This is a genomic window from Musicola keenii (assembly GCF_014855505.1).
Lineage (GTDB): Bacteria > Pseudomonadota > Gammaproteobacteria > Enterobacterales > Enterobacteriaceae > Musicola > Musicola paradisiaca.
This window is the reverse complement of the sequence record NZ_JAAWVW010000001.1, coordinates 456,374-477,381: the sequence shown is the minus strand read 5'-3', so window position 1 is coordinate 477,381 and position 21,008 is coordinate 456,374. Positions and strand designations below refer to the sequence as shown.

The 21,008-nt window shown below is 55.3% G+C and carries 23 protein-coding genes; 5 read left to right on the top strand and 18 right to left on the bottom strand.

The annotated features are described in order from the left end of the window. Window positions 1-2: 2 nt before the first annotated feature. A complete protein-coding gene (gene kefG, locus HEP82_RS02145; protein WP_192456612.1) occupies window positions 3-554 on the bottom strand; it encodes a glutathione-regulated potassium-efflux system ancillary protein KefG in 552 nt (183 codons plus the stop codon). Between the two features lie 121 nt (window positions 555-675). On the opposite strand from kefG, the gene HEP82_RS02140 reads away from it, so the two are divergent. Further along, window positions 676-2,589: an ABC transporter ATP-binding protein gene (locus HEP82_RS02140; RefSeq protein WP_192456573.1), complete on the top strand. Its 1,914-nt coding sequence runs from the start codon at window positions 676-678 to the stop codon at window positions 2,587-2,589. Window positions 2,590-2,647: 58 nt separating this feature from the next. Here HEP82_RS02140 and HEP82_RS02135 read toward each other — a convergent pair whose 3' ends face one another. After that, window positions 2,648-3,253: a LysE family translocator gene (locus tag HEP82_RS02135; protein ID WP_012764011.1), complete on the bottom strand. Its 606-nt coding sequence runs from the start codon at window positions 3,251-3,253 to the stop codon at window positions 2,648-2,650. Between the two features lie 85 nt (window positions 3,254-3,338). Here HEP82_RS02135 and HEP82_RS02130 point away from each other — a divergent pair, with 85 nt between their 5' ends. From HEP82_RS02130 to HEP82_RS02120, 3 genes are all read left to right on the top strand, one after another. Then, the gene (locus HEP82_RS02130) at window positions 3,339-4,331 is read left to right on the top strand and encodes a hydrolase (RefSeq protein WP_192456572.1); all 993 of its coding nucleotides are present in this window, start codon (window positions 3,339-3,341) and stop codon (window positions 4,329-4,331) included. Between the two features lies 1 nt (window position 4,332). Beyond that, complete coding sequence (locus HEP82_RS02125) at window positions 4,333-4,569, top strand: YheU family protein (RefSeq protein ID WP_192456571.1); 237 nt, start codon at window positions 4,333-4,335, stop codon at window positions 4,567-4,569. A 117-nt stretch (window positions 4,570-4,686) separates the two neighbouring features. Continuing rightward, entirely contained in the window at window positions 4,687-5,556 is an 870-nt protein-coding gene (locus HEP82_RS02120; protein WP_012764008.1) for a phosphoribulokinase, read from the top strand. A gap of 52 nt (window positions 5,557-5,608) precedes the next feature. Here the strand turns inward: HEP82_RS02120 and HEP82_RS02115 are convergent, their stop codons facing one another. Further along, entirely contained in the window at window positions 5,609-6,016 is a 408-nt protein-coding gene (locus HEP82_RS02115) for an OsmC family protein (protein ID WP_192456570.1), read from the bottom strand. 315 nt (window positions 6,017-6,331) lie between these two features. Here HEP82_RS02115 and crp point away from each other — a divergent pair, with 315 nt between their 5' ends. Further along, window positions 6,332-6,964, top strand: coding sequence for a cAMP-activated global transcriptional regulator CRP (crp, locus tag HEP82_RS02110; RefSeq protein ID WP_012764006.1), 633 nt, complete (start codon window positions 6,332-6,334; stop codon window positions 6,962-6,964). A 68-nt stretch (window positions 6,965-7,032) separates the two neighbouring features. On the opposite strand, the gene argD is transcribed toward crp, so the two are convergent. From argD to HEP82_RS02035, 15 genes are all read right to left on the bottom strand, one after another. Continuing rightward, window positions 7,033-8,253 carry a bifunctional acetylornithine/succinyldiaminopimelate transaminase gene (gene argD / locus HEP82_RS02105; protein WP_192456569.1) on the bottom strand — a complete coding sequence of 407 codons (1,221 nt, stop codon included), beginning with the start codon at window positions 8,251-8,253 and terminating at the stop codon, window positions 7,033-7,035. A 121-nt stretch (window positions 8,254-8,374) separates the two neighbouring features. Further along, entirely contained in the window at window positions 8,375-8,953 is a 579-nt protein-coding gene (locus HEP82_RS02100; RefSeq protein ID WP_012764004.1) for an aminodeoxychorismate synthase component II, read from the bottom strand. Window positions 8,954-9,399: 446 nt separating this feature from the next. After that, on the bottom strand, window positions 9,400-9,714 hold the full coding sequence (locus HEP82_RS02095) for an H-type lectin domain-containing protein (RefSeq protein WP_192456568.1): 315 nt from the start codon (window positions 9,712-9,714) through the stop codon (window positions 9,400-9,402). A 183-nt stretch (window positions 9,715-9,897) separates the two neighbouring features. Then, window positions 9,898-10,722, bottom strand: coding sequence for a hypothetical protein (locus tag HEP82_RS02090; protein ID WP_192456567.1), 825 nt, complete (start codon window positions 10,720-10,722; stop codon window positions 9,898-9,900). Further along, on the bottom strand, window positions 10,722-10,964 hold the full coding sequence (locus HEP82_RS02085) for a hypothetical protein (RefSeq protein ID WP_012764001.1): 243 nt from the start codon (window positions 10,962-10,964) through the stop codon (window positions 10,722-10,724). Before HEP82_RS02085 ends, HEP82_RS02090 begins: the two co-directional genes overlap by 1 nt. After that, window positions 10,961-11,518, bottom strand: coding sequence for a DUF2589 domain-containing protein (locus HEP82_RS02080; RefSeq protein ID WP_192456566.1), 558 nt, complete (start codon window positions 11,516-11,518; stop codon window positions 10,961-10,963). Before HEP82_RS02080 ends, HEP82_RS02085 begins: the two co-directional genes overlap by 4 nt. A gap of 11 nt (window positions 11,519-11,529) precedes the next feature. Beyond that, window positions 11,530-12,315 carry a hypothetical protein gene (locus HEP82_RS02075; protein WP_192456565.1) on the bottom strand — a complete coding sequence of 262 codons (786 nt, stop codon included), beginning with the start codon at window positions 12,313-12,315 and terminating at the stop codon, window positions 11,530-11,532. A 60-nt stretch (window positions 12,316-12,375) separates the two neighbouring features. Beyond that, window positions 12,376-12,963: a DUF2589 domain-containing protein gene (locus HEP82_RS02070; protein ID WP_012763998.1), complete on the bottom strand. Its 588-nt coding sequence runs from the start codon at window positions 12,961-12,963 to the stop codon at window positions 12,376-12,378. A 134-nt stretch (window positions 12,964-13,097) separates the two neighbouring features. Then, on the bottom strand, window positions 13,098-13,493 hold the full coding sequence (locus HEP82_RS02065) for a helix-turn-helix domain-containing protein (protein ID WP_192456564.1): 396 nt from the start codon (window positions 13,491-13,493) through the stop codon (window positions 13,098-13,100). A gap of 2 nt (window positions 13,494-13,495) precedes the next feature. Next, window positions 13,496-14,713 carry an AraC family transcriptional regulator gene (locus HEP82_RS02060; protein ID WP_225622260.1) on the bottom strand — a complete coding sequence of 406 codons (1,218 nt, stop codon included), beginning with the start codon at window positions 14,711-14,713 and terminating at the stop codon, window positions 13,496-13,498. 484 nt (window positions 14,714-15,197) lie between these two features. After that, window positions 15,198-15,821: a glycoside hydrolase family 19 protein gene (locus tag HEP82_RS02055; protein WP_192456562.1), complete on the bottom strand. Its 624-nt coding sequence runs from the start codon at window positions 15,819-15,821 to the stop codon at window positions 15,198-15,200. A 142-nt stretch (window positions 15,822-15,963) separates the two neighbouring features. Next, entirely contained in the window at window positions 15,964-17,106 is a 1,143-nt protein-coding gene (locus tag HEP82_RS02050; RefSeq protein ID WP_192456561.1) for an MFS transporter, read from the bottom strand. Then, window positions 17,103-18,389, bottom strand: a complete 1,287-nt coding sequence (locus HEP82_RS02045) for a PDC sensor domain-containing protein (RefSeq protein WP_192456560.1) — start codon at window positions 18,387-18,389, stop codon at window positions 17,103-17,105. Before HEP82_RS02045 ends, HEP82_RS02050 begins: the two co-directional genes overlap by 4 nt. Next, window positions 18,386-19,294 carry a ligand-gated ion channel gene (locus HEP82_RS02040; protein ID WP_192456559.1) on the bottom strand — a complete coding sequence of 303 codons (909 nt, stop codon included), beginning with the start codon at window positions 19,292-19,294 and terminating at the stop codon, window positions 18,386-18,388. Before HEP82_RS02040 ends, HEP82_RS02045 begins: the two co-directional genes overlap by 4 nt. Window positions 19,295-19,401: 107 nt before the next feature. After that, entirely contained in the window at window positions 19,402-20,748 is a 1,347-nt protein-coding gene (locus HEP82_RS02035; protein ID WP_192456558.1) for a pyridoxal-dependent decarboxylase, read from the bottom strand. Window positions 20,749-21,008 lie beyond the last annotated feature (260 nt).

Below are 21,008 nucleotides of genomic sequence, written 5' to 3'. Positions count from 1 at the left end.
GATTAACGATCTCCCTGCGGTAAAGGTGACATCAGCCAGTCACCATAGGCCCTGGCGTGTTCCACCAACACATCGCGCGGTAAACGTCGGGCCCAGTAGATGACCAGCGGCGACAACCAGTGCATATGGCACATGGCAGCGGTCATTTCGAACGGCACTAATGCGTCAGACAGCGTAAAACGGTTCACGCCGGATGGATGGTAAGCGCTCTCCGGCTCACCGGTGGTGATCACTGAACGCCAGTATTTCCCCGCCAGCGCGTTGCCGCCCACGCCGTTGGCAAAACCGCGAGTCAACACGCGATCGAACCACTCTTTGAGCAGCGCCGGGCAACTATAGGTATACAGCGGGTGCTGAAACACGATCACCTGATGCTCGCGCAACAGTTGTTGTTCGTAGTGAATATCGATAAAGAAGTCCGGATACTGCGCGTAGAGGTCGTGCACAGTGACATGCCCCAAAGGCCGGGCAGATTGCAGTAACAGCTTATTCGCGATCGAATCCTGTGATTCAGGATGGGCAAACAGCAGCAGAATCTTCGGTGGCTGCAACATCATTCCCCTCCCAAGCGTCGTCATTGCAGGTATTTTCGGCTACCATGCTGCGCAACACTACACGGGCGCAACATCCTGATACCCGAACCGTAATTTAACATAGTTGAGCATTTGGCGCGTTATGATTGTTTTATCCTCCTTACAAATTCGGCGCGGTACGCGGGTACTGCTGGACAACGCCACCGCCACCATCAACCCCGGTCAGAAAGTCGGGCTGGTGGGTAAAAACGGCTGCGGCAAATCGACGCTGCTATCGCTGCTGAAAGGAGAGCTCAGCGCCGACGGCGGCAACCTGACGTTCCCGCAAAACTGGTCGCTAGCCTGGGTCAACCAGGAGACACCGGCGCTTGACCGCTCCGCGCTGGATTACGTCATCGACGGCGACCGCGAGTACCGCCAACTGGAAACCCGTCTGCAACAGGCCAACGCGCATAACGACGGCAACGCCATCGCCACGCTGCACGGCAAGCTCGACGCTATTCACGCCTGGTCGATCAACGCCCGCGCCGCCAGCCTGCTCAACGGCCTCGGTTTCCAACAGGAACAGTTGCAGCAACCGGTCAGCGCTTTTTCCGGCGGCTGGCGCATGCGGCTCAATCTGGCGCAGGCGCTAGTCTGTCGCTCTGATCTACTGCTGCTTGACGAACCGACTAACCATCTGGATCTGGACGCGGTGATCTGGCTGGAAAAATGGTTGAAGAACTATCCGGGTACACTGATCCTGATCTCCCACGATCGCGATTTCCTCGACCCCATCGTCAATAAGATCCTGCACATCGAGCAAGAAACCCTGTTCGAATACACCGGCAACTACACCTCGTTTGAACAGCAACGCATCACGCGGCTGGCCCAGCAACAAGCGCTGTATGAACACCAGCAGGAGCGGGTTTCTCACCTGCAAAGCTATATCGACCGTTTTCGCGCCAAGGCTTCCAAAGCCAAACAGGCGCAAAGCCGCATCAAGATGCTGGAGCGCATGGAGCTGATCGCGCCGGCGCATGTGGACAACCCGTTCCGCTTCAGCTTCCGTGCGCCGGAAGCATTACCTAACCCATTATTGCGTATGGAGAAAGTCAGCGCCGGTTACGGCGAACGCCTGATCCTCGACTCGATAAAACTCAATCTGGTGCCCGGTTCGCGCATCGGTTTGTTGGGCCACAACGGCGCGGGCAAATCCACATTGATTAAGCTGCTGGCCGGAGAGCTCCAGCCATTCAGCGGCGAAATTGGTCTGGCCAAGGGCGTGCGTCTGGGCTATTTCGCCCAGCACCAACTGGAGTTTCTGCGGGCAGACGAGTCTCCATTGCAACATCTCACCCGGTTGGCGGAGCGGGAAACCGAGCAGCAATTGCGCGACTATCTGGGCGGGTTCGGTTTTCGCGGCGATAAAGTCACCGAAAATACCGCGCGTTTCTCCGGGGGAGAGAAAGCGCGGCTGGTACTGGCGCTTATCGTCTGGCAGCGACCCAACCTGCTGTTGCTGGACGAACCGACCAACCACCTGGATCTCGACATGCGTCAGGCGCTGACCGAAGCATTGATCGATTTTGACGGCGCGCTGGTGGTGGTTTCGCATGATCGCCACCTGATTCGCTCCACCACTGACGAGCTCTATTTGGTACACGATGGCAAAGTCGACCCCTTCGACGGCGACCTGGAGGATTATCAGCGCTGGTTGCTGGATGCACAAAAAACACAGGGCAACACCGGAGACGACACGAAGGAAACCAACGCCAACAACGCCCAGGCCAGAAAAGAGCAGAAACGGCGCGACGCTGAACTGCGCGCCATGACCCAACCGTTGCGTAAAGAGATCGCCCGGCTGGAGAAGCAGATGGAAACACTGCAGAACACGCTGGCCGGGGTGGAAGAGCGCCTGTCGGACAACGCCATTTACGAGGCGGGTCGGAAAAACGAGCTGACGGAATGCCTGCAAACGCAGAGTAAAACCAAAGCCGAACTGGAAGAGGTGGAGATGGCCTGGCTCAACGCGCAGGAACAGCTTGAAGCCTTGTCCCGCGGCATGGAAGACTGACTGTGACGTATCGCGGCACGCGAAACCCACCGAGTGTGCCGCGCCGTCCTCCCGGCGCTTAATGCCAGATCATTAACACGCAGGCGGCCGTCAGGATCCCCATCGAAATATTAAAGCGCTTCCAGGCGACCGGGCTACGCAGCAGACGGCCGATGGCGGCGCCGAACGCCAGCCAGACAGCGCCCGCGACCGCGTTCACCAGCGCCATCGCCACGCTGATCGACAATACCGACCCGGTATAACCATCGCCCGCCAGACTAAAACCGGCAACCGCCCCCAACGACATCAGCCACGCCTTGGGATTGAGAAACTGCAACAACCCGCCCTGATACAACGGCATCGGCGCCGATGGCGCGGTGTCCAGATCCAACCGTTCGTAGGCTGCGGAGGCTATTTTCCACGACAACCACAACAGATAAGCGCTACCCAACACTTTCAACGCCAGATGCAAAGGCGGATAGAGCAGAATCAAGCTACCCAGCCCCAGCGATACCAACAGCAGAATGCTCTGCATGCCGATCATGATCCCCAGCATTAACGGCAGAGAGCGCAAAAAACCAAAATTGGCGGCGGATGCGGTGAGTAGCATATTATTGGGGCCGGGAGTAATCGCTGCGACCCACAAGAAACCCAACATAGAAAGAAACAGGCTGACGTGATCCATGGAACGGCAATCCTTTAAAGCCGGAAGGGATTAGCAGAAAGCCATCAACCTAGCAGCGCGACGTCACCCATACAAGTTTTTTGCCATGAATACTTATCCACTACACAACAGCGCTTTTCAGCCGTTGGGCGGGATGCGCAACCCACATCTGCAAACACTGCTGCCGCGGTTGTTTCGCCGACGCCCCAGCCTGACACCCGTCTGGCAAACGCTGGATACCCCCGACGGCGACTTCGTCGAACTGGCCTGGAGCGAACCGCCGCAACCCGCGGCGCATAAGCCGCGCGTGGTGCTGTTCCACGGCTTGGAAGGGAACTTCCGCAGCCCTTATGCGCACGGTTTGATGGCCGCTTGTAGGGAACGCGGTTGGCTGGCGGTGATCATGCATTTCCGCGGCTGCAGCGGGGTGCCCAACCGCCGGACGCGCATCTATCACTCCGGTGAAACCGGCGATGCCGACTATTTCCTGCAATGGCTGGAAAAAACGCTGGGGCCGGCGCCCACGGCGGCGATCGGCATTTCGCTCGGCGGCAATATGCTGGCCTGCCTGCTGGGCCGTCAGGGGGAGCACTGTTCGCTCAACGCCGCCGCCGTCGTCTCGGCGCCGTTGTTGCTGGAGCCTTGCAGCCGCCGCATCGAACAGGGGTTTTCCCGCATCTACCAATCTTATCTGGTTAATTCGTTGCGCCAGAGCGCGCTGCGCAAGCTGGCGGCGTATCCCGGCACCATTCCGGTATCGCCGTCCCGCATCAAACAGGTACGCGGGTTGAGGGAATTCGACGACCTCATCACCGCCCGTCTTCACGGCTTTCGCGACGCCGCGGATTATTACCGGCGTTGCAGCGCCATGCCGCTGCTGCCGCAGATCCGTACGCCAACCCTGATCATCCAGGCAAAGGACGATCCTTTTATGACGCCTGAAGTCATTCCCGATCCCTCACAGTTACCGTCCTGCGTCGAATACCAACTGACAGAGCATGGCGGGCATGTCGGCTTTGTCAGCGGTTCATGGCGCCACCCTGAAATGTGGCTGGAACATCGCATCCCCGATTGGTTCACCCCTTATCTGGAGCAATAAAATGATCATTCCCTGGCAGGAGCTGGCACCCGACACGCTGGAAAATCTGATTGAATCATTCGTACTACGGGAAGGCACCGACTACGGCGAACATGAACGCTCGCTGGCGGAAAAGGTGGAAGACGTACACCAGCAACTGCAACGCGGCGAGGTGGTGCTGGTCTGGTCCGAACTGCATGAAACCGTCAATATCATGCCGCGTAACGCCTTGCGCGGCGGCGTGATTCACGACGGCTGACGCGCCCGCTGGAAAACGTAAATTGGCGTGTCAGGCCGGAACAAACATGATAACAATAAGGATATTGCGTTATGGTCGATCACGACCCGCGCCGCCAGACTGACCGGAGTTTGCATCATGTCGCATCAACACCCGATTATTGCAGTAACCGGCTCCAGCGGCGCCGGCACTACCACCACCAGCCTGGCGTTTCACAAAATTTTCCAGCAGCTCAATATCCGTGCTGCGCAAGTCGACGGTGACAGCTATCACCGTTATACCCGTCCGGAAATGGACATGGCGATCCGTAAAGCGCGGGATCTGGGCAGGCACATCAGCTACTTCGGCCCGGAAGCCAATGATTTCAGTTTGCTGGAACAGGCGTTTATCGACTATGGCCGCAGCGGCAGCGGCAAAACCCGCAAATATCTCCACACCTACGACGAAGCCATTCCCTACAAGCAGGTACCCGGAACATTTACCCCCTGGGAACCGATGCCGGAACCCACGGATATTCTGTTTTACGAGGGGCTGCACGGCGGCGTCGTGACGGAATCCCATAACGTCGCTCAACATGTGGACTTGCTGGTCGGGGTGGTGCCGATCGTCAACCTGGAGTGGATGCAGAAACTGGTACGGGATATCAACGACCGCGGCCACTCACGCGAAGCGGTGATGGATTCGGTGGTTCGCTCGATGGAAGACTACATCACCTACATCACCCCGCAGTTTTCACGTACGCACATCAACTTCCAGCGCGTCCCGACAGTCGATACCTCCAATCCGTTTGCCGCCAAATCCGTTCCATCCATGGATGAAAGTTTTGTCGTGATCCACTTTCAGGGGATGAGCAACATCGACTACCCCTACCTACTGGCCATGCTGCAAGGTTCGTTTATTTCGCACATCAATACGCTTGTGGTGCCGGGAGGGAAGATGGGGCTGGCGATGGAGCTGATTATGACGCCGCTGGTGCAGCGGCTACTGGCAGGCGATAACATCGGTTAAAGCGTGGCGCGGCAGCCGTACAACCGCCGCGCATGATTTGCAACCGACCAAGTCATTCCAGTTCGACAACTTCGTGGCTGTGAGTGATATTTACCGCTTTTCCCAACATCAGCGCAACGGAACAATATTTTTCCGCCGACAGCGCGACGGCGCGCTCAACCGCTTTGTCGGTCATGCCGCGCCCTTTCACAATGAAATGCAAATTAATCATGGTGAACATACGCGGCGCTTCTTCGCGGCGCTCTGACGTTAATCGCACTTCACAATCCGCGACATCCTGACGCCCTTTCTGCAGGATGGACACCACGTCAACGGCGCTGCATCCACCTACCGCCATCAGCACCATTTCCATCGGACTCGGCGCTTTGTCTCCGGCGTTTCCATCCATCAACACCTGATGCCCGGAGGCGGACTCGCCAAGAAACGTTAACCCTTCAACCCACTTTACCCGCGCCTGCATCACATTGACCCTCAACTATTTTTTAAAAATTACATCGCTTATGTATAAACCCGACTAAAATCAGAGTTTAATCATGCTGAAGCGAGACAACACGAGACACTACACACAACCTGTGTTAAAAACGGGGAAATAATCCGGTGTGTGAGCCTCTACCAGACACATCCTGATTATGACGTCACCCGATAGACAGCCTCAGTATATTCCCTGACGTCATTCCGCCTGAGTGGAATTTAAATATAACTATGTTATCACGCCGTACAGGGAACTCTGAGCCCTGTGATTTGCGCAGTGAATTACAACAGAGGATAACAGCGAATGGTTCTCGGCAAACCGCAAACAGACCCGACTCTCGAATGGTTCCTTTCTCATTGCCATATTCACAAATACCCATCGAAGAGCACGCTTATTCACCAGGGTGAAAAAGCAGAGACGCTTTACTACATCGTGAAAGGCTCGGTCGCCGTGCTGATCAAGGATGAAGAAGGTAAGGAAATGATCCTGTCCTATCTCAACCAGGGAGATTTCATTGGTGAACTCGGCCTGTTTGAAGAAGGTCAGGAACGTAGCGCCTGGGTTCGGGCCAAAACCGCCTGTGAAGTCGCCGAAATTTCCTACAAGAAATTCCGCCAGCTGATTCAGGTCAACCCCGATATTCTTATGCGTCTGTCTTCACAGATGGCGCGCCGTTTACAGGTAACGTCCCAGAAAGTGGGAAATCTGGCGTTTCTTGATGTAACGGGCCGCATTGCCCAAACACTGTTAAACCTGGCCAAGCAACCCGATGCCATGACGCATCCTGACGGCATGCAAATCAAGATTACCCGTCAGGAAATCGGTCAGATCGTCGGATGTTCTCGCGAAACCGTCGGCCGTATTCTGAAGATGCTGGAAGACCAGAATCTGATTTCCGCGCACGGTAAAACCATTGTGGTGTACGGTACACGCTGAATTATTGCGACGTTGGATCAAAAAGAGCGTGCTGCGGCACGCTCTTTTATTTTCAGCAACAGACTAACTTATTGCTCCACAACCTTCTCGACCGCCTGTTCAAACAGCGCCATGCCTTGATCGATATCGTCCAGTTCAATCACCAGCGACGGCACAAAGCGAATCACATCCGGCCCGGCGACCAGAATCATTAACCCCAGTTCGGCCGACGCCGACAGGAAATCGCGCGCACGACCATGCCATGCTTTCTTGAGTTGTGCACCAATCAACAGCCCCATACCGCGGACTTCATCAAAAATGCCGAACCGCTCATTGATACGGTGCAATGCCGCCGCAAAACGTTCATGACGAGCTTCCACCCCAGACAGCACTTCCGGCGTATTGATCACATCCAGCGCCGCCTCTGCCACCGCGCAGGCCAGCGGGTTGCCGCCGTAAGTGGTGCCGTGCAAACCGACACTCATGACGGACGCCACTTCCTCGGTAGTCAGGCACGCGCTGATGGGGAAACCGCCGCCCAACGCCTTGGCGGTGGTCAGGATATCCGGCGTCACGCCATAATGCATGTAGGAGAACAGCTTGCCGCTGCGGCCCATGCCGCACTGCACTTCGTCGAACACCAACAGCGCGTTGTACTGGTCGCACAATTCACGCACACCGGTGAGGAATTCCGGCGTCGCCGGCGTAATACCGCCCTCGCCCTGGATCGGCTCCAACACCACGGCGCAGGTATGATCGTCCATCACCGCCTTCACCGCCGCCAGATCATTGAAAGGCACATGGATGATATCCGCCGGTTTCGGCCCGAAGCCGTCGGCGTACTTGGCCTGCCCACCGACTGAAACCGTGAACAGCGTCCGGCCATGAAACGCCTGATAGAAAGCGATGATCTTGGTTTTATACGGACTATGGCGTTCGATGGCGTAATGACGAGCCAGTTTGAACGCCGCTTCATTGGCTTCCGCCCCCGAGTTGGCAAAAAACACCCGGTCGGCGAACGTGGCCGCAATCAGCTTGGAAGCCAGACGCAAAGCCGGCTCGTTGGTAAACACGTTGCTGGTGTGCCACAGGGTTTCGCCCTGCGTTTTCAACGCCTCAACCAGCGCCGGATGACAATGTCCCAGCGCGGTAACGGCAATACCACCGGAAAAATCGATGTATTCTTTGCCCTGCTGATCCCAGACACGGCTCCCTTTACCCTTCACCGGCACGAACTGCGCGGGCGCATAAATCGGAAGAATGACCTTGTCGTATGTTTCCCGCGTTACTGCTGATTTTTCTGTCGCCATCTGCTGCCCCGTGATGATATCCCATTGTCCGATATGAAAATATAGTCAGTAAATATGCATAAAAAATCACACGGACGCAATCGATAAATCCGCTCGCCCATCTACGCTATTCACTATCCGTTTATAAATTCATGAAATTTTTCAACAACTGATGCCCCTGCCGGCTAAGAATACTTTCCGGATGAAACTGTACGCCTTCCAACGGCAACGCTCGGTGGCGAATGCCCATGATTTCATCCGGTCGCCCATCCCGCTCCGTCCAGGCAGTCACGTCAAAACAGGCCGGCAACGTTTCAGACGCCAGAATCAGCGAGTGATAGCGAGTCACCGTCAACGGATTTTCCAGCCCGAGAAACACCCCTTGTCCGGAATGACGAATCGCCGATGTTTTGCCGTGCATTACCTGCCGGGCCCGGATCACCTGAGCGCCAAACGCTTGCCCTAACGCCTGATGACCAAGGCATACCCCCAGAATCGGCAGTTTGCCGGCAAAGTGACGGATGGCAGCCAGCGAAATCCCGGCGTCGTCCGGCGTACAAGGGCCGGGGGAGATCACCAGCCGTTGCGGCGCCAAACGCTCAATATCCGCCAGCGTCAATTCGTCATTACGCATAACCGTTACCTGCGCGCCCAGCTCGCAAAAATACTGGTAGAGGTTATAGGTAAAGGAGTCGTAGTTATCGATAATCAAAAGGCTCATCGTATTAACCTGTGGATATTATTTATGTAAATCAATGCAGTAATTCCCGTTGCCGTGCGATGCCCGTCACGGGATAGGAGTATAGCGGGGGCGGCGGAAATGTGTCGACCAGACGGGGCGGATTTCACCTTACCGATACCCGCCGTTGCGCTATAAGCGTCATTTGTCTGCATCAGCTTGGACGAGAACGGAGCGAAAACAACATACACCGCCTGTTCAACGAACAGGGTCATGTCCGACCTAACGGAACGAATGAGTGCAGCGAGTAAACCGGGGCGTACATGCCGTGCGTGAAGATTTAGAGCGTTACCCTGGTTCATCCTGGGCAATAGAATAGCCTGGCGGGATCGACCGGGCAGCACCATGGCGGTGGCCCGGTACCGGGAATATCGCTACAAAGGTATCCCCGTCATCTTTCAACTTATCGCTATGTTCGCCTCACGACATCAGGCGCTGATCAGGCAAGACAGGCGCAGATTCTGCCCCCAGCCTTTGCCGCCGTTATCCACGCGCCAGATATTGACGGTAAATCCCGTATTGTTGATACCCGTGATCGTCAGCGCGAAAGTGTCCGGAATACTGCCGGGCGCATACTCGGAGCCCTGCAACGGCGTCACCGCCACCACCGGCGTCACGCCAGCAGCCAGCGGCTGGGGGAAATTAACTCGCACCTGCTGCGCACCGGCAGTAGTACGATTGGATGAACCGACGCTGGCGACAAACGCCAGAACCTTGGGCATTTCGAGAGATGGCATAGTCATATAACCTCCTGAATAGATTGAGTTATACCTGAAGCCAAATTCGCTCAGGTGGTCATATACTGCCGCGGTATTCTTCGGCTGGATTGGCGAAATCCGGGCGTTTTACCGCCAAAATAACGTTGCCATCATCCATGAGTTCTCAGCCGTCAGGAGTAGAAAATCCTATCCGTCGTCGAGTACGGCTCAACGCAGATGCAGACGGTGACGGCAGCGTAGCCAGAATGAAGGCTTCAGGGCCGGGCGCGCGGCCGCCAGCGGATAGAAACTGTGCAACCTCAATGGTTCCCTGTCCGACGTCAACCAGAATCGTTGCCGCTCCTGATACAGCCATACTGTCCGTTGCTGCATCGGGTCATAACATTCCAATCGCAGTGCGTCCGATTGCGCGACCAGCAACAATGCCAGGCTTTGCCAGGGCTTGCCGTCGGGAAATACCCGCAACGGCAACCAGCAATGCTGTGCGGCGGCCTGACACAACAGAGGCCAGTGCCGCTGCATGGCATCCAGCCCCAGCCGGTCGCCATCCGCCAGCGAGGGCTGCAATGAAACGTCCAGTTCCACCTGCCTGAGCAGCTCGAAGCGCCGCAACCACTGTTGCAACGCCGCGACAACTTGCTGTGCATCGGGGTATACCGGGGAACCGGCAAACTGACAGGCCCACTGAAACCAGAGATCTCCTGCTTCCTGCTCCAGTTCCGGCAGGTCGACGAGGATATCCGCCGGCCAGCGCGGCTGGCGTTTGCCGCCGTGGCATAGCGACCGCCAGAGCACCCAGAGACTCAGAGTCTGTTGATACCAGCGCCCCCAGTTGTCGTTGCAACCGCAACCCTGCCACCACCCGCTACCGTCATACTGTTCAGGATACTCAAAAAACGCCTGTTCAAGCCGCGCTTTCAACGCCGGACGAATCATTTTCCAGCATTGTTGCAGTCGCTGTTCCACCAGGGTCTGCCGGTTCGACACCGAGGGCGGCACGCCTTTCAACCCATAGAAATCCGCGCGGAACATCAGCGCCTCCCGGGAGGCATCGCAGCCAGACGCCGCCGCTCTGCATCGTCGAGGCGAGTATTCAACTGCTCCGCCGCATCCAGTGCGTCGGCGGAACTGGCGCGATCGAGCTCCAACGTCAGCCCGCAATGCGCGCAACGTGGGTTGACGCCCTGTTGCAGCAATTGCCAGTGTACCGCGATCGGGTGCTGGCACCCTGGGCAGGCGATGGAGCCCGCGTCGATAAATTGTTTCCGACTCATGCCTTATTCTCCCCTTCCGGCAACGGGCGGCTATAGCCCGCCTCATCCATCAGCCGTAACAACCGGCTGATACCGTTAGGAAAATCACCCGGCTGGATTGTCAGCTTGATGCGCATATCCATCTGGGCGCCGCGGTGCTGCCCGCCGTCTCCCGCGTCCATACGCCCCAGCGAGGCTTTCATCTGCAAACGCCGGGGCGCCATAAAGCCGTTGTCTTCCTCGGTCGAGGCCAGGCCGGGAGAGGTGGCAGATAATTCAAAGTCATTGATTTTTATACCGAACTCAAGGTCAGCATGCTTGGTCTGCATCATCGGGATCGGCATCAGCGACAGAATGGGAATCTGGTGCTCCGTGCGTTCAATCCGGCCGTCCGCCCCACACTTCTCCGTAAAAAAGGCAGTGGTTCGCAGCCGTTTCCCCTCGCTGGTGTGCTCGAAACCGAGCTGTTCCACCATTTCCAGCGTCGCTTGCGCCGCCTGATGTTCTGCCTGAACAAACCCAAGCAGCGGGGCGCCAATCAATTCGTAGAACTCGATGGAGTCTTGTTTTGACATACATCCACTCCTTATTCATGCACCAGTTTCTGCACCAGGGTGCCATCCTGCTGATGGCTCTGCGTCCAGACGTAGTTCTTGAAGCCACCTTTAACCTTTAGTGTCGAGAGCGTATTCACCGGACGCTCGCGTAAACGATCAGCACAGACTTCTACTTCCAGATTGAAATCTTCGCTGCACTCCATCAGAAAACGCACCGAGTTTTCCAGCTCATCCAACTCGCGATCCGTCACCTGCTTCAGTTCGTTGCGCAGCTCCGGCATCACCAGTCGCAGGCTTTCCGACAACTCCAGATCCTGGGTCACTATCTGCACGAAACGGTCAACCAACAACGGCGCCGCCTTATCGGACTGAAAATGCCCTTCCTCGTCCACCAGTTGCGCTTCGTTAAGCAGTTGAATCAGCGATTGGCTCAACTTGCTGCGCTCGGAACTGTTGCGCAGACGCATCAACAGCGTGCGCACTGCCGGCTGCATGGTGTCGATACCGTCGCGGTTGGTCAGGTATTGATCGCTGTGCTGGCACATTTTCTCCGCCAGTTGCAAACCGCCGCAGGCGTACATGCGTTCCAGTTTAAGTTTGTCGTCGTAATCGTTTTTCCGTACCTTGACCCCGGTGATGGCGAACTGCAGTTCAAACTCGAACGAATCCAGCGCCACCCGGGGGACGGAATAGCTGCGCAGCACCGGGTCCTGCTGATAGAAGCGGCTGGTGTCGCGGGAACAGATATCGGATGTCACGCGCGCCTGGGTCAGGTCGGTCAATACCGTGCCTAAAAATTGGTCTAGCTGTGCCATGATGCTCCTCGTGATAGATCAATAAGCGGAACCTCGGTTGAGGTTCCGCCTGGCGACGGATTACGCGCTGGCCGTTGTCGTGGTAGCGCTGGCGGGTTTGCTGGTAATGCACTCCTGCAGAATATTCAGCACCTTGTTCATCCCTGCCGGCATGTCGTCCTGAACTGCATGCAGGTTGATATCCATGGTGTATTCCACGTTGTATTTGGAATCACGCGCGCTACTGGAATCCTTCTTGCTGGAATAGGCGGCAGAAAAATTAACTTTCGCCCCCCAGCCAGACCAGGAAGCATTCGCCTTCACATCCAACTGCGAGCTGGAAGAGCTCTTGTCGCTGGTGGTGGTGGAGGCGGAGATGTTGGCCTTGAAGGCGATATCCAGATAATCGATGCGCAGATACGGGATCGGCACGATGGTTAACACGGGGACGGACAACGTTGCGTTCTGGCCTTCCTTTTCATACTTGAACACCACGGAACGAATCTGCCCATCCTCGCCAATCGCCACCTGGCGGATAAAATCCACACTGCTTTTCGCTGCGTTGGCCTGTGCTTCTACCGCTGCATTCAACGGGCCGCCGATCAGAGTACCAAACGGAATATTACCCAATTGCGCAGTGGCGCTGTCCTGAACACTAGAATCAGCCATGACTTTACTCCATATATAGTAGATGAATTGGAATGTTCATTCAGACTCCGAAGAGTCTGCGTGAACATATTCAGTCTATATTTCCATTAATAATAAATATTGTGCTTTCGTGTAGAATAATTGTTGTTTCATCATTATTTGTTCGCATGAAAAATACATGACTGCCTATATTCTCGTGGAGAAATTCCATATTTTGATTTAAATGAATTGCAGAAATTCGCCGCATCTGAAAAACCCAATTCAATGGCAACAAGACAAACTGACATATCGGTGAAATGTAACAACTCCGCGGCTTTTTTTAATCGTTGCTCCCGTAGCCAGCGGGCCACACCATAACCACAACGAGCACGAAATAACGCCGAGAGTTTATTTCTATTGGTACCGACAGCCTGACATACATTATCGAGCAATATTTTTTCGCACAAATGCTTAAGCATATAATCACACGCCTGCTGAAAAAGACGATCCTGACAGGAAAGTGGCATTACCGGAGTAAGAATATCTGTTGCTGCTGGAACCATCGCCGACATAATCAAGTATCCTCCCTTACAATAACCGGCTTGAGGGTTTTTCTAAATTCTACCGGTGTGAGGCCGGTATAACGTTTAAACATTTTTTCAAAATGGCTCAGATCGCCGTAACCGCAATCCAGATACAGATTAGTAATTCGGCTTAACGGACGACATTTCAGTTGCTGGCAGGCATAGAAAATACGTATTTGATTCAGGATCTGTTTAAAAGACAACTTCAGGCTGTGCTTCAACAGATAGGAAAGGTGCGACGGGCTAATATGGGCTTTTTCCGCCAGCGCCGACAATGTCAGTTCCCGCTGGAAATTTTCCCCCAGAAACAGCAACGCCTTGCTGACGGAGGGATGAAACTGCCGCAACGCCTGCTCATCACACTTGAGTAGTGTGTCGCACAGTACCGGATCCGTCACAGCCAGAGACGCCGAGACGGACACGGCAGGCAAGCGGATAATTTCCGGCAGAATGCCGTGCGCCTGATTGAGCCCGATTTCCCGATTGTCGCTCAACATCAGCAGACGGGCGATACTGCGTCGCAGTTGCTGGGCATTCCCCGGCCAGTCGTAATGCTGGAGCTGTTGCAACACGTCCGGGTGGAGCTGCTGGCTGCCGGACTGACGGAATTCCCGGCAGGCGATGTGCAACAGTTCGACGACATCCTGTGGCCGCTCGCGCAATGGCGAAATATACACTTGGTGATAATCAAGATGTCTGCCCAACATCACGCTCAACCGGCCGCTTTGTTGGCTCTGCGCCAGCGTATGGCGTAAACCGAAAATCAACCGGGCGAAATGCAGCGGCGTGCGGCCGATAAAACGCAGCATCTTCAGCCGGTTCATAATATCCTGCTGTTGATCGGCGGAGAACTCATCGAAATTCTGGAAAAAAAGCGTGAAGCTTTGCTGCCGATTTAATTTTCGAATAACGTCATCCAACATGGCCGGCTGGTAGGTTGCATGATGAAATTCAATATACCCGGCTTGTGGTTCTTGCGCCTGCATAAAAATATAGGCGGCGACATCCGATAATTCCGTGCCGGGCTCGCCATAAAGAATAATACTTTTCTTCAATGCGGCGATCTTCTGTATCTGATTACGCAGAGAGGTGGTTAAAGAAATAAATTCCGGTAATGCTGTGGCGACTGGGATGTCCCATCGAGTTACCTGCCCAGTTCTAAAAACATTAACCTTACTTTTTTTTAAAATATTGCCTGCTGTTTTCATGACACCTTCCTTTTTTAGGTTATGGCATTCCCTCCCCTCGGGAAATTCATGCTAAACCGAACTATCACGCATAATGAGAGGTAATTTATTAATAATTACGCTGAAAGAATGGCAATCTTTTTACCATAATTGAATAAACAGAAAGGGCATTCGCTGCATCATCCACAATGAAGGAAGACTATCCATACGACTTGCGACAAACCGAAGGGGAAGGAACTATCGCAATACTACATCCTTATATTTACGCCATTATTACTCAATACTCTTTCAGCATCAGTGATAACGCGATCAGTCCTGGTGTTCATTAAAAACAACAATATGATTTCCGTACTTCCGGCAGTTGCTCTGCCAGTCATTATTTATTTCATCCACAGATCCAGTGACAGCCGCCATACCGCACGGCTCGACGCCGCAGGATGACGACCTGCCACGAGGAAGCGCCTCTCCGCGAGGCCTCCCCTCGCCGGAATAACCTGGATAGGTATTAAAACAGACGTTTGGCTTTTTCCAGATACGCTTTCCGATCCTCCAAACCATTCAGGCCGCCGTTGATACGGCGCGTGATCGCATTCAAATCATCCTGATCCGCCAGCACATTGAGTTGGTTCCGGTTCCAGAACCAGATTGCTACCGCCACAGAAATCTCTGGTTTCTGGCCGATCAAGTCCGGATCGTCGGTCAGCTTTTGGCCAATCGCCTCGCCGCATGTGCGGTAGTTATCCCGCCCGGTCAGTTGGATGAGACCGCGGCCCCGGAACGCCCAGCCATCGCCGGATTCAGTCGCGCCGTTTCCCAGCCGATTAGCGTACACGACATTGGCAATCGCCTCCGGCTTGCGGGCATACTGCTCCGCCATCTGATCAGTGGTGAAGTAGCGTCCGAATACCGCCCGCAACCCTTTGGCACTGTAATTCAGGTTTTCCGAACGGGCGCGCAATTCAGCGCTTTCATGTGCAATCTGGGCAATAAAATGCGCGAAGCGCAACGATGTATTGATGCCCGCATTGATGCACTCCTGTTGCAGTGCCGGCTGAAACAACGCGACATCCTCCGCGCTGGCGTTAGGCATGAGTTGTTGCAGTTTTTCCTGAGTAATATCAAGAGCCATGATTTCCTCCTCGTTATGTTTGCCATGCCAGTGTGCAGAAGAAACCAAGGGCCATTCTTGGGTAAATGTCGGCAAAAGACAGGGAAAAACCATAAGCCCGGCAAACCTGGCTTCATCATGACGGAAATACCGCCGCAGTCGGTTACTGAAACGGGGTCCTCATCTCGGTCAGTTCCCAGACCAGGTAACACAGGAACGTACAGCCCACCACCACCAGCACCGTGGTCATGCCCTCCGTTCCCATGACATCCATCATCAACCCTATGCCGATCAGGCCGACGATACCGCCGAGTGAATCCATCATGGTGTAACTCATATTGGCGGACATCTGCTGCTGTGGGTGGAACCTGTCGCCAATCAACGATAACCCGATGCTGTAAACGCTGCCCATGCAACCGCCCCAGACGTAAAGCAGCCCGAGCGTAACGCCATAGTCGGAATACACCGCCAGCGTCAGGAATACCGCACACACCACCGCGCAGAAAATGCAGGAAACCACGATCCACTGCCGGTTAACCCAATCCGACAGCAAGCTCACCAGCATGCCAAGCGTCACGCTGCCTAACATGAACATGGTCATCAGCAACGAGGCGCGCTCCTCCGTGAGCCCATCACTCATCCCGTATAGCGTCAGGAAATTGGGCAACCCGTAAAAACTGACGCCGCCCACCAGCGCAGAGACCAAAATGGCACGAGCGTGACGGTGCACGAACCGAAAGCGTACCGCCGCCATCCCGCCGGACTGCGGGCTGACAAACGCCACCCACACCAGCGTCAATTCCCCTAGGCTCAGCAGCGCCGTCAGCCAGAATCGCTCCACCAGCGTCATCGGTAACATTTGCAGCAACACCGGCCCCAGCGCCACTCCCAACGACAGCGCGGCGGAAAACATCCCCATCACCATCCCTCGTCGGCGCAACGGCAACCGGTTCAGCCAAGTCTGCAACAAAATCAGTTGCATCCCGGTACACAGGCCATATCCCAGAATGGCGACCAGCCACCCCAGAAAAAATTGCTGCCACATCATGCTGGCGCACAGCGCGGATCGTAATAACACCAGCAGCAGCGTGACCCACACCAGCCCGACTTTGCTGATCATCAGACTCAACCGCTGGTGGAACAGCAGAACGCCGACGATCTCGCACGCCATGGCGATGCCAATCCACAAATTACTGTTGCCTTGCTGGTTCATGAGCACAGGAATGGTGACGTAATTAATGCCGGAGACCAGTTGCAGCACAAAGGTCTGGAATATCAGTAGCGCGGGCAGGAAACGTTGTATCATAGCGCCTCCTCAAATTTCGGCACCCGCCAGTCAAGGCACAGTTGACCACGCGCCACTTCCCGAATGATGACCTGCTCCGCCGCCGCCTCGCCCTGCCAACGCAGAAAACGATTCCACCAGTCGCGATCGTCATCCGATAGGGCTTCCGGCTCACAGGTTAACGTCAGACGGATATCCAACACCCAATGCATCAGGTCTTCGTCTTTCACGCCCACCACAATCGTCAGCGGCTGTCGGGCTAGCTGGCGCCACAGTAAAAAGCTGCGCTGCCAGAACGCATGCAGATGTTCCGGCGCAAAACAGGCTTCAGTGGCGTCATTCAGGTTCACGACCAGTTCAGACGCCGCGCAGGGGCGCAGCGACAATGTCTGTGACAACCACCAGTCGCGCAAGCTTGCCTGCCGCACGTCCCGCGTTGCGCCACCTGGCGAGGCGTCATCCGATGGCAGCGCCTCCATCAGCCTGGGGTAAGCGCCGCCGCGCAGAAACAGCAGCGGCAGCGGCCAGTCATACACCCGCCGCAGTTGCAAAGGCTCGGTCGCCTGTTGCAGCGACTGATAATCCTGTTCGCGGCTGGCCAGCTTTTGTCTCACCTGCTGACTGCTGCGCCGTAGCCAGCACACCATCAAACCGACCATCTGGCCGAGAAAGGCAATGGTGACGTTAGCCTTGCTGAAGACACGGTTGATGGCCTCCAGCCGCTGATAGAAACTCGACAATTCAAGATCCATCGCCAGAATGCCGCTAAACCTCCCTTGTCGATCGTAAAACGGCGCATACGCGCTGATAAACGTCCCCCACTGATCGCGGTACGGTTCCACCGACACGCCAGTCTGATGTTCACGCAACGCCGTCACCAGTTCCCGCGGCGCATTGTCGTACACCTGCATCAACGCAGGCGCAGGATCCGGCAAACCATCGCCGTCGTTGTCATTCTGCGGGCTGGGGTTGACCACAAAGCGCACCGCATCGCCATCCAGCACCGTGGTATAGATATAACGAACATCCTGAGAGGCCTCGCGTATCCGTTCCATCTCCGCGGCCAGTTGCTGATAGACCGGATCATCCAGCGATGTTTGCCCGCTAATGCGCTGATGGAGATCACCCGAGAGGGTCGACGCCGCCGAACGCACGTTGGACAGCAACCCGATTTTTATCTCCTGTTCCAGCGCATTGATCGATTTGTGGTAAACCATGTACGTGGAAAAACCGAGCAGGCCGACAAAAATCAGGCTGGCGAACAGCGCCTCCAGCAACACAGATTTCCATGATGAGTGCCTCATAGCCCCATCCCTCTGACGATGAGCAGCCCGCAGAACAACATAATCACTACCGGAAAAACCACCCGGCAACGGCGTATCAAGACACGATCGGGAATCCCCTCCTTCTGGTGGTGATAGGCAAAAATAATCAGCAGGATCGAGGCGAAGATACTGCCGTAACCGGTGATGATCATCTGATCGATAATGGTGGTGTAAGGCAGGCGCGGCAGGATGTTGCTGGTGTAAAAGGCATAGGCCACCACCGTCAGCATCAACGTAAAGGCGGTTTGCAGCTGTTCGGAAAAGGACTCCAGCCAGAAAACGCTCCAGGACGCGGCGATAATCAACCCCAACGGCAGGATAAAACTCCACAGGTAATAAGACGGGTTACGGCGCGCATCGATCTGTACCGTCACCCGCGAATATTCGTTTTCGCCCGCTTCCAGATGATCGTAATGGACGTTACCAATCCGGGTAGTGGGTTTCCCGATGACCCACCACTCATCGATATCCTGATTACCGACATTCTCGTTATAAACCGTCACCTTGCTGAAACGCAGACGTTGGTTGCTGTAGGAGAAAGGTTCAAGCTCCAGCACGAATTGCTGGTGATCGAACGGGAAACGCCGGAAATCCATATCATTACTAAACGTCCCCAGAAACCGCGTGTCATAAGTCACTCGACCATCCGGGTACAAAATTAGCCGTTTGTTGGCCGACTCCGGCGTTCCAACCACGTTGATAAACTCCAGTGCCGGTACCCACTGGCCATTGGCAATAAACTTATCAACGCGGCTATTTTCAATGATCAATGGCTTACCGCCCGGTAGCTTCGGTACAGCATCCCGCCATTCGGCAATGATGTAACCATCCACTTTATAGGTCTGCTCCAGTGTATTCACGCTGTAGATCTTGTTGATAAACATACTGACTTCTACGTCCGTCGGCCGCGCGTCAGACTGGCTATTCTGCGGCAGTGACCACTGCCGGCAGAGAAACAAAAAACACCATACATAACCATAAGATACGCATATCACTGCCCCCCAACGGATGTGAATGCGCCGGGTTGTTCCAGCCTGCGAACGAGTTCATCAATCAGAGCACGACGACAATGGGGCAACAGCACCAGGTGGCACACCTGCGTCGGCTGTCCCCGCCATGCCCGCTGCTCGGTCGACAGCGAGAAGTCGTCGATAACCGCCGGCGACGGCGCCGTAAATTGCACCATCAGTGAACCGCAGACCAGGGGATACAGACAGAGACGCACGCCCATAGGATCCAGCCGGGTAAACAGCTGCTGTAGTTGGCTGTGGGCATATTCCCTCACCGTGAAACAGTGGCGGATTAACGCCTGTTGCCCCTGCTCGCCTAGACGAGACAACATTTCCCACAGCACGACGGCGGTCAACCCAGGGCGGGAGCCGGACAAGGTAGCGTCCCGGCTGCCGATGTAGTCCGGTCGTGCGCGCGCCGTGACCTGAAACGCTTCCGATAACATGACCACCCCGCATGGCCACGACATACCCAGCCATTTGTAGGGGCTACAACAGACGGAGTGCAACGCCGACGCTTTGCCGTGCACTGCCAGATGTCGGCCATCCGGCTCCGGCCAAAACGACAAATAATTCGCGGACAGCGCGCCATCGATATGTAACCAATAGTGCCGCTGTTGTTCCGTATTCGGCGGCAACAACCGACGCAGGTGTTCCGTAATTTGCGGCCAGTCATCACAGACGCCGCTAAACGTGGTACCGCAGGTCAGGCAGAGGATCACCGGCCGCCCGTGGCGATAGAAAAACGTCGTCAATCGCATCAGTTCGTCTACCCGGACGCGCCCGTCGGCGTGGCAATTGACCGTGGGCGACCACACGCCGTCGTTCACCGGGCAACGTCCCAACGTCGGCCCGATATCGGCGGGGGTCGGCAACTGTAAGACTTGTGCGGCTTTGGCCAGCGAGTAATGGCCGCGATCAGAATAGAGCACCACCGGCGTCGTGGGCGCCGTCGCCGCACCGCAGAGATATTCACGCGCATTCCACAGCGCAAATAGGTTGCCTTCGGTGGATCCCATCGCGGTCAGATATCCCCAGGCGCTCGACGGCATGTTCCACAGGCGGGCATAGTAGTCCAGAACCGCCAATTCGAAGGCTTTGCTGTTCACCTGATAGGCGCCAGGTTCCGTGTTATCACCCAGATTCAGCAGATTCATTTGCAGCAACGGGCGTAGATCCTCCGGAAAACTGCCGGACTGGTTGGTCTGAAAGCCGACAAAGTGGCTCCGTCGTTCATGCATGTTGGCCGTATAGGCCCGCAGAATGTCTTGCCGTTGCGCATCCGGGATCCCTTCAGGAGGGATCATGAGTGTTTTATCCAGTTTCATTTTCTTTTCCCGCCTATCTTCAAGGTGTTAGCGGCAGCGTACAAAACGAGCTGACCGCAGGCGCGGCGGTTAAACGTGGAAATACGGTGAAATGCGTGAGGCGGGCGCGCGTTATCCCAAAAAAACAGGAACAACCACACAGAAATAGTAAAACAAACTTAACAATTTCATTTGTAAAATAACTGGATGTTCATTCGTCATGGGTTCGTGACAGTGATCAAATCTCTTGTAAATCACACCAATTTAAAGAATGAAATTGC

Excerpts from the sequence above, each read along its gene's own strand:
- kefG (WP_192456612.1), bottom strand. The coding sequence starts at position 554 with ATGTTGCAGCCACCGAAGATTCTGCTGCTGTTTGCCCATCCTGAATCA.
- HEP82_RS02140 (WP_192456573.1), top strand. The coding sequence starts at position 676 with ATGATTGTTTTATCCTCCTTACAAATTCGGCGCGGTACGCGGGTACTG.
- HEP82_RS02135 (WP_012764011.1), bottom strand. The coding sequence starts at position 3,253 with ATGGATCACGTCAGCCTGTTTCTTTCTATGTTGGGTTTCTTGTGGGTC.
- HEP82_RS02130 (WP_192456572.1), top strand. The coding sequence starts at position 3,339 with ATGAATACTTATCCACTACACAACAGCGCTTTTCAGCCGTTGGGCGGG.
- HEP82_RS02125 (WP_192456571.1), top strand. The coding sequence starts at position 4,333 with ATGATCATTCCCTGGCAGGAGCTGGCACCCGACACGCTGGAAAATCTG.
- HEP82_RS02120 (WP_012764008.1), top strand. The coding sequence starts at position 4,687 with ATGTCGCATCAACACCCGATTATTGCAGTAACCGGCTCCAGCGGCGCC.
- HEP82_RS02115 (WP_192456570.1), bottom strand. The coding sequence starts at position 6,016 with ATGCAGGCGCGGGTAAAGTGGGTTGAAGGGTTAACGTTTCTTGGCGAG.
- crp (WP_012764006.1), top strand. The coding sequence starts at position 6,332 with ATGGTTCTCGGCAAACCGCAAACAGACCCGACTCTCGAATGGTTCCTT.
- argD (WP_192456569.1), bottom strand. The coding sequence starts at position 8,253 with ATGGCGACAGAAAAATCAGCAGTAACGCGGGAAACATACGACAAGGTC.
- HEP82_RS02100 (WP_012764004.1), bottom strand. The coding sequence starts at position 8,953 with ATGAGCCTTTTGATTATCGATAACTACGACTCCTTTACCTATAACCTC.
- HEP82_RS02095 (WP_192456568.1), bottom strand. The coding sequence starts at position 9,714 with ATGACTATGCCATCTCTCGAAATGCCCAAGGTTCTGGCGTTTGTCGCC.
- HEP82_RS02090 (WP_192456567.1), bottom strand. The coding sequence starts at position 10,722 with ATGTTCCGCGCGGATTTCTATGGGTTGAAAGGCGTGCCGCCCTCGGTG.
- HEP82_RS02085 (WP_012764001.1), bottom strand. The coding sequence starts at position 10,964 with ATGAGTCGGAAACAATTTATCGACGCGGGCTCCATCGCCTGCCCAGGG.
- HEP82_RS02080 (WP_192456566.1), bottom strand. The coding sequence starts at position 11,518 with ATGTCAAAACAAGACTCCATCGAGTTCTACGAATTGATTGGCGCCCCG.
- HEP82_RS02075 (WP_192456565.1), bottom strand. The coding sequence starts at position 12,315 with ATGGCACAGCTAGACCAATTTTTAGGCACGGTATTGACCGACCTGACC.
- HEP82_RS02070 (WP_012763998.1), bottom strand. The coding sequence starts at position 12,963 with ATGGCTGATTCTAGTGTTCAGGACAGCGCCACTGCGCAATTGGGTAAT.
- HEP82_RS02065 (WP_192456564.1), bottom strand. The coding sequence starts at position 13,493 with ATGTCGGCGATGGTTCCAGCAGCAACAGATATTCTTACTCCGGTAATG.
- HEP82_RS02060 (WP_225622260.1), bottom strand. The coding sequence starts at position 14,713 with ATGAAAACAGCAGGCAATATTTTAAAAAAAAGTAAGGTTAATGTTTTT.
- HEP82_RS02055 (WP_192456562.1), bottom strand. The coding sequence starts at position 15,821 with ATGGCTCTTGATATTACTCAGGAAAAACTGCAACAACTCATGCCTAAC.
- HEP82_RS02050 (WP_192456561.1), bottom strand. The coding sequence starts at position 17,106 with ATGATACAACGTTTCCTGCCCGCGCTACTGATATTCCAGACCTTTGTG.
- HEP82_RS02045 (WP_192456560.1), bottom strand. The coding sequence starts at position 18,389 with ATGAGGCACTCATCATGGAAATCTGTGTTGCTGGAGGCGCTGTTCGCC.
- HEP82_RS02040 (WP_192456559.1), bottom strand. The coding sequence starts at position 19,294 with ATGTTTATCAACAAGATCTACAGCGTGAATACACTGGAGCAGACCTAT.
- HEP82_RS02035 (WP_192456558.1), bottom strand. The coding sequence starts at position 20,748 with ATGAAACTGGATAAAACACTCATGATCCCTCCTGAAGGGATCCCGGAT.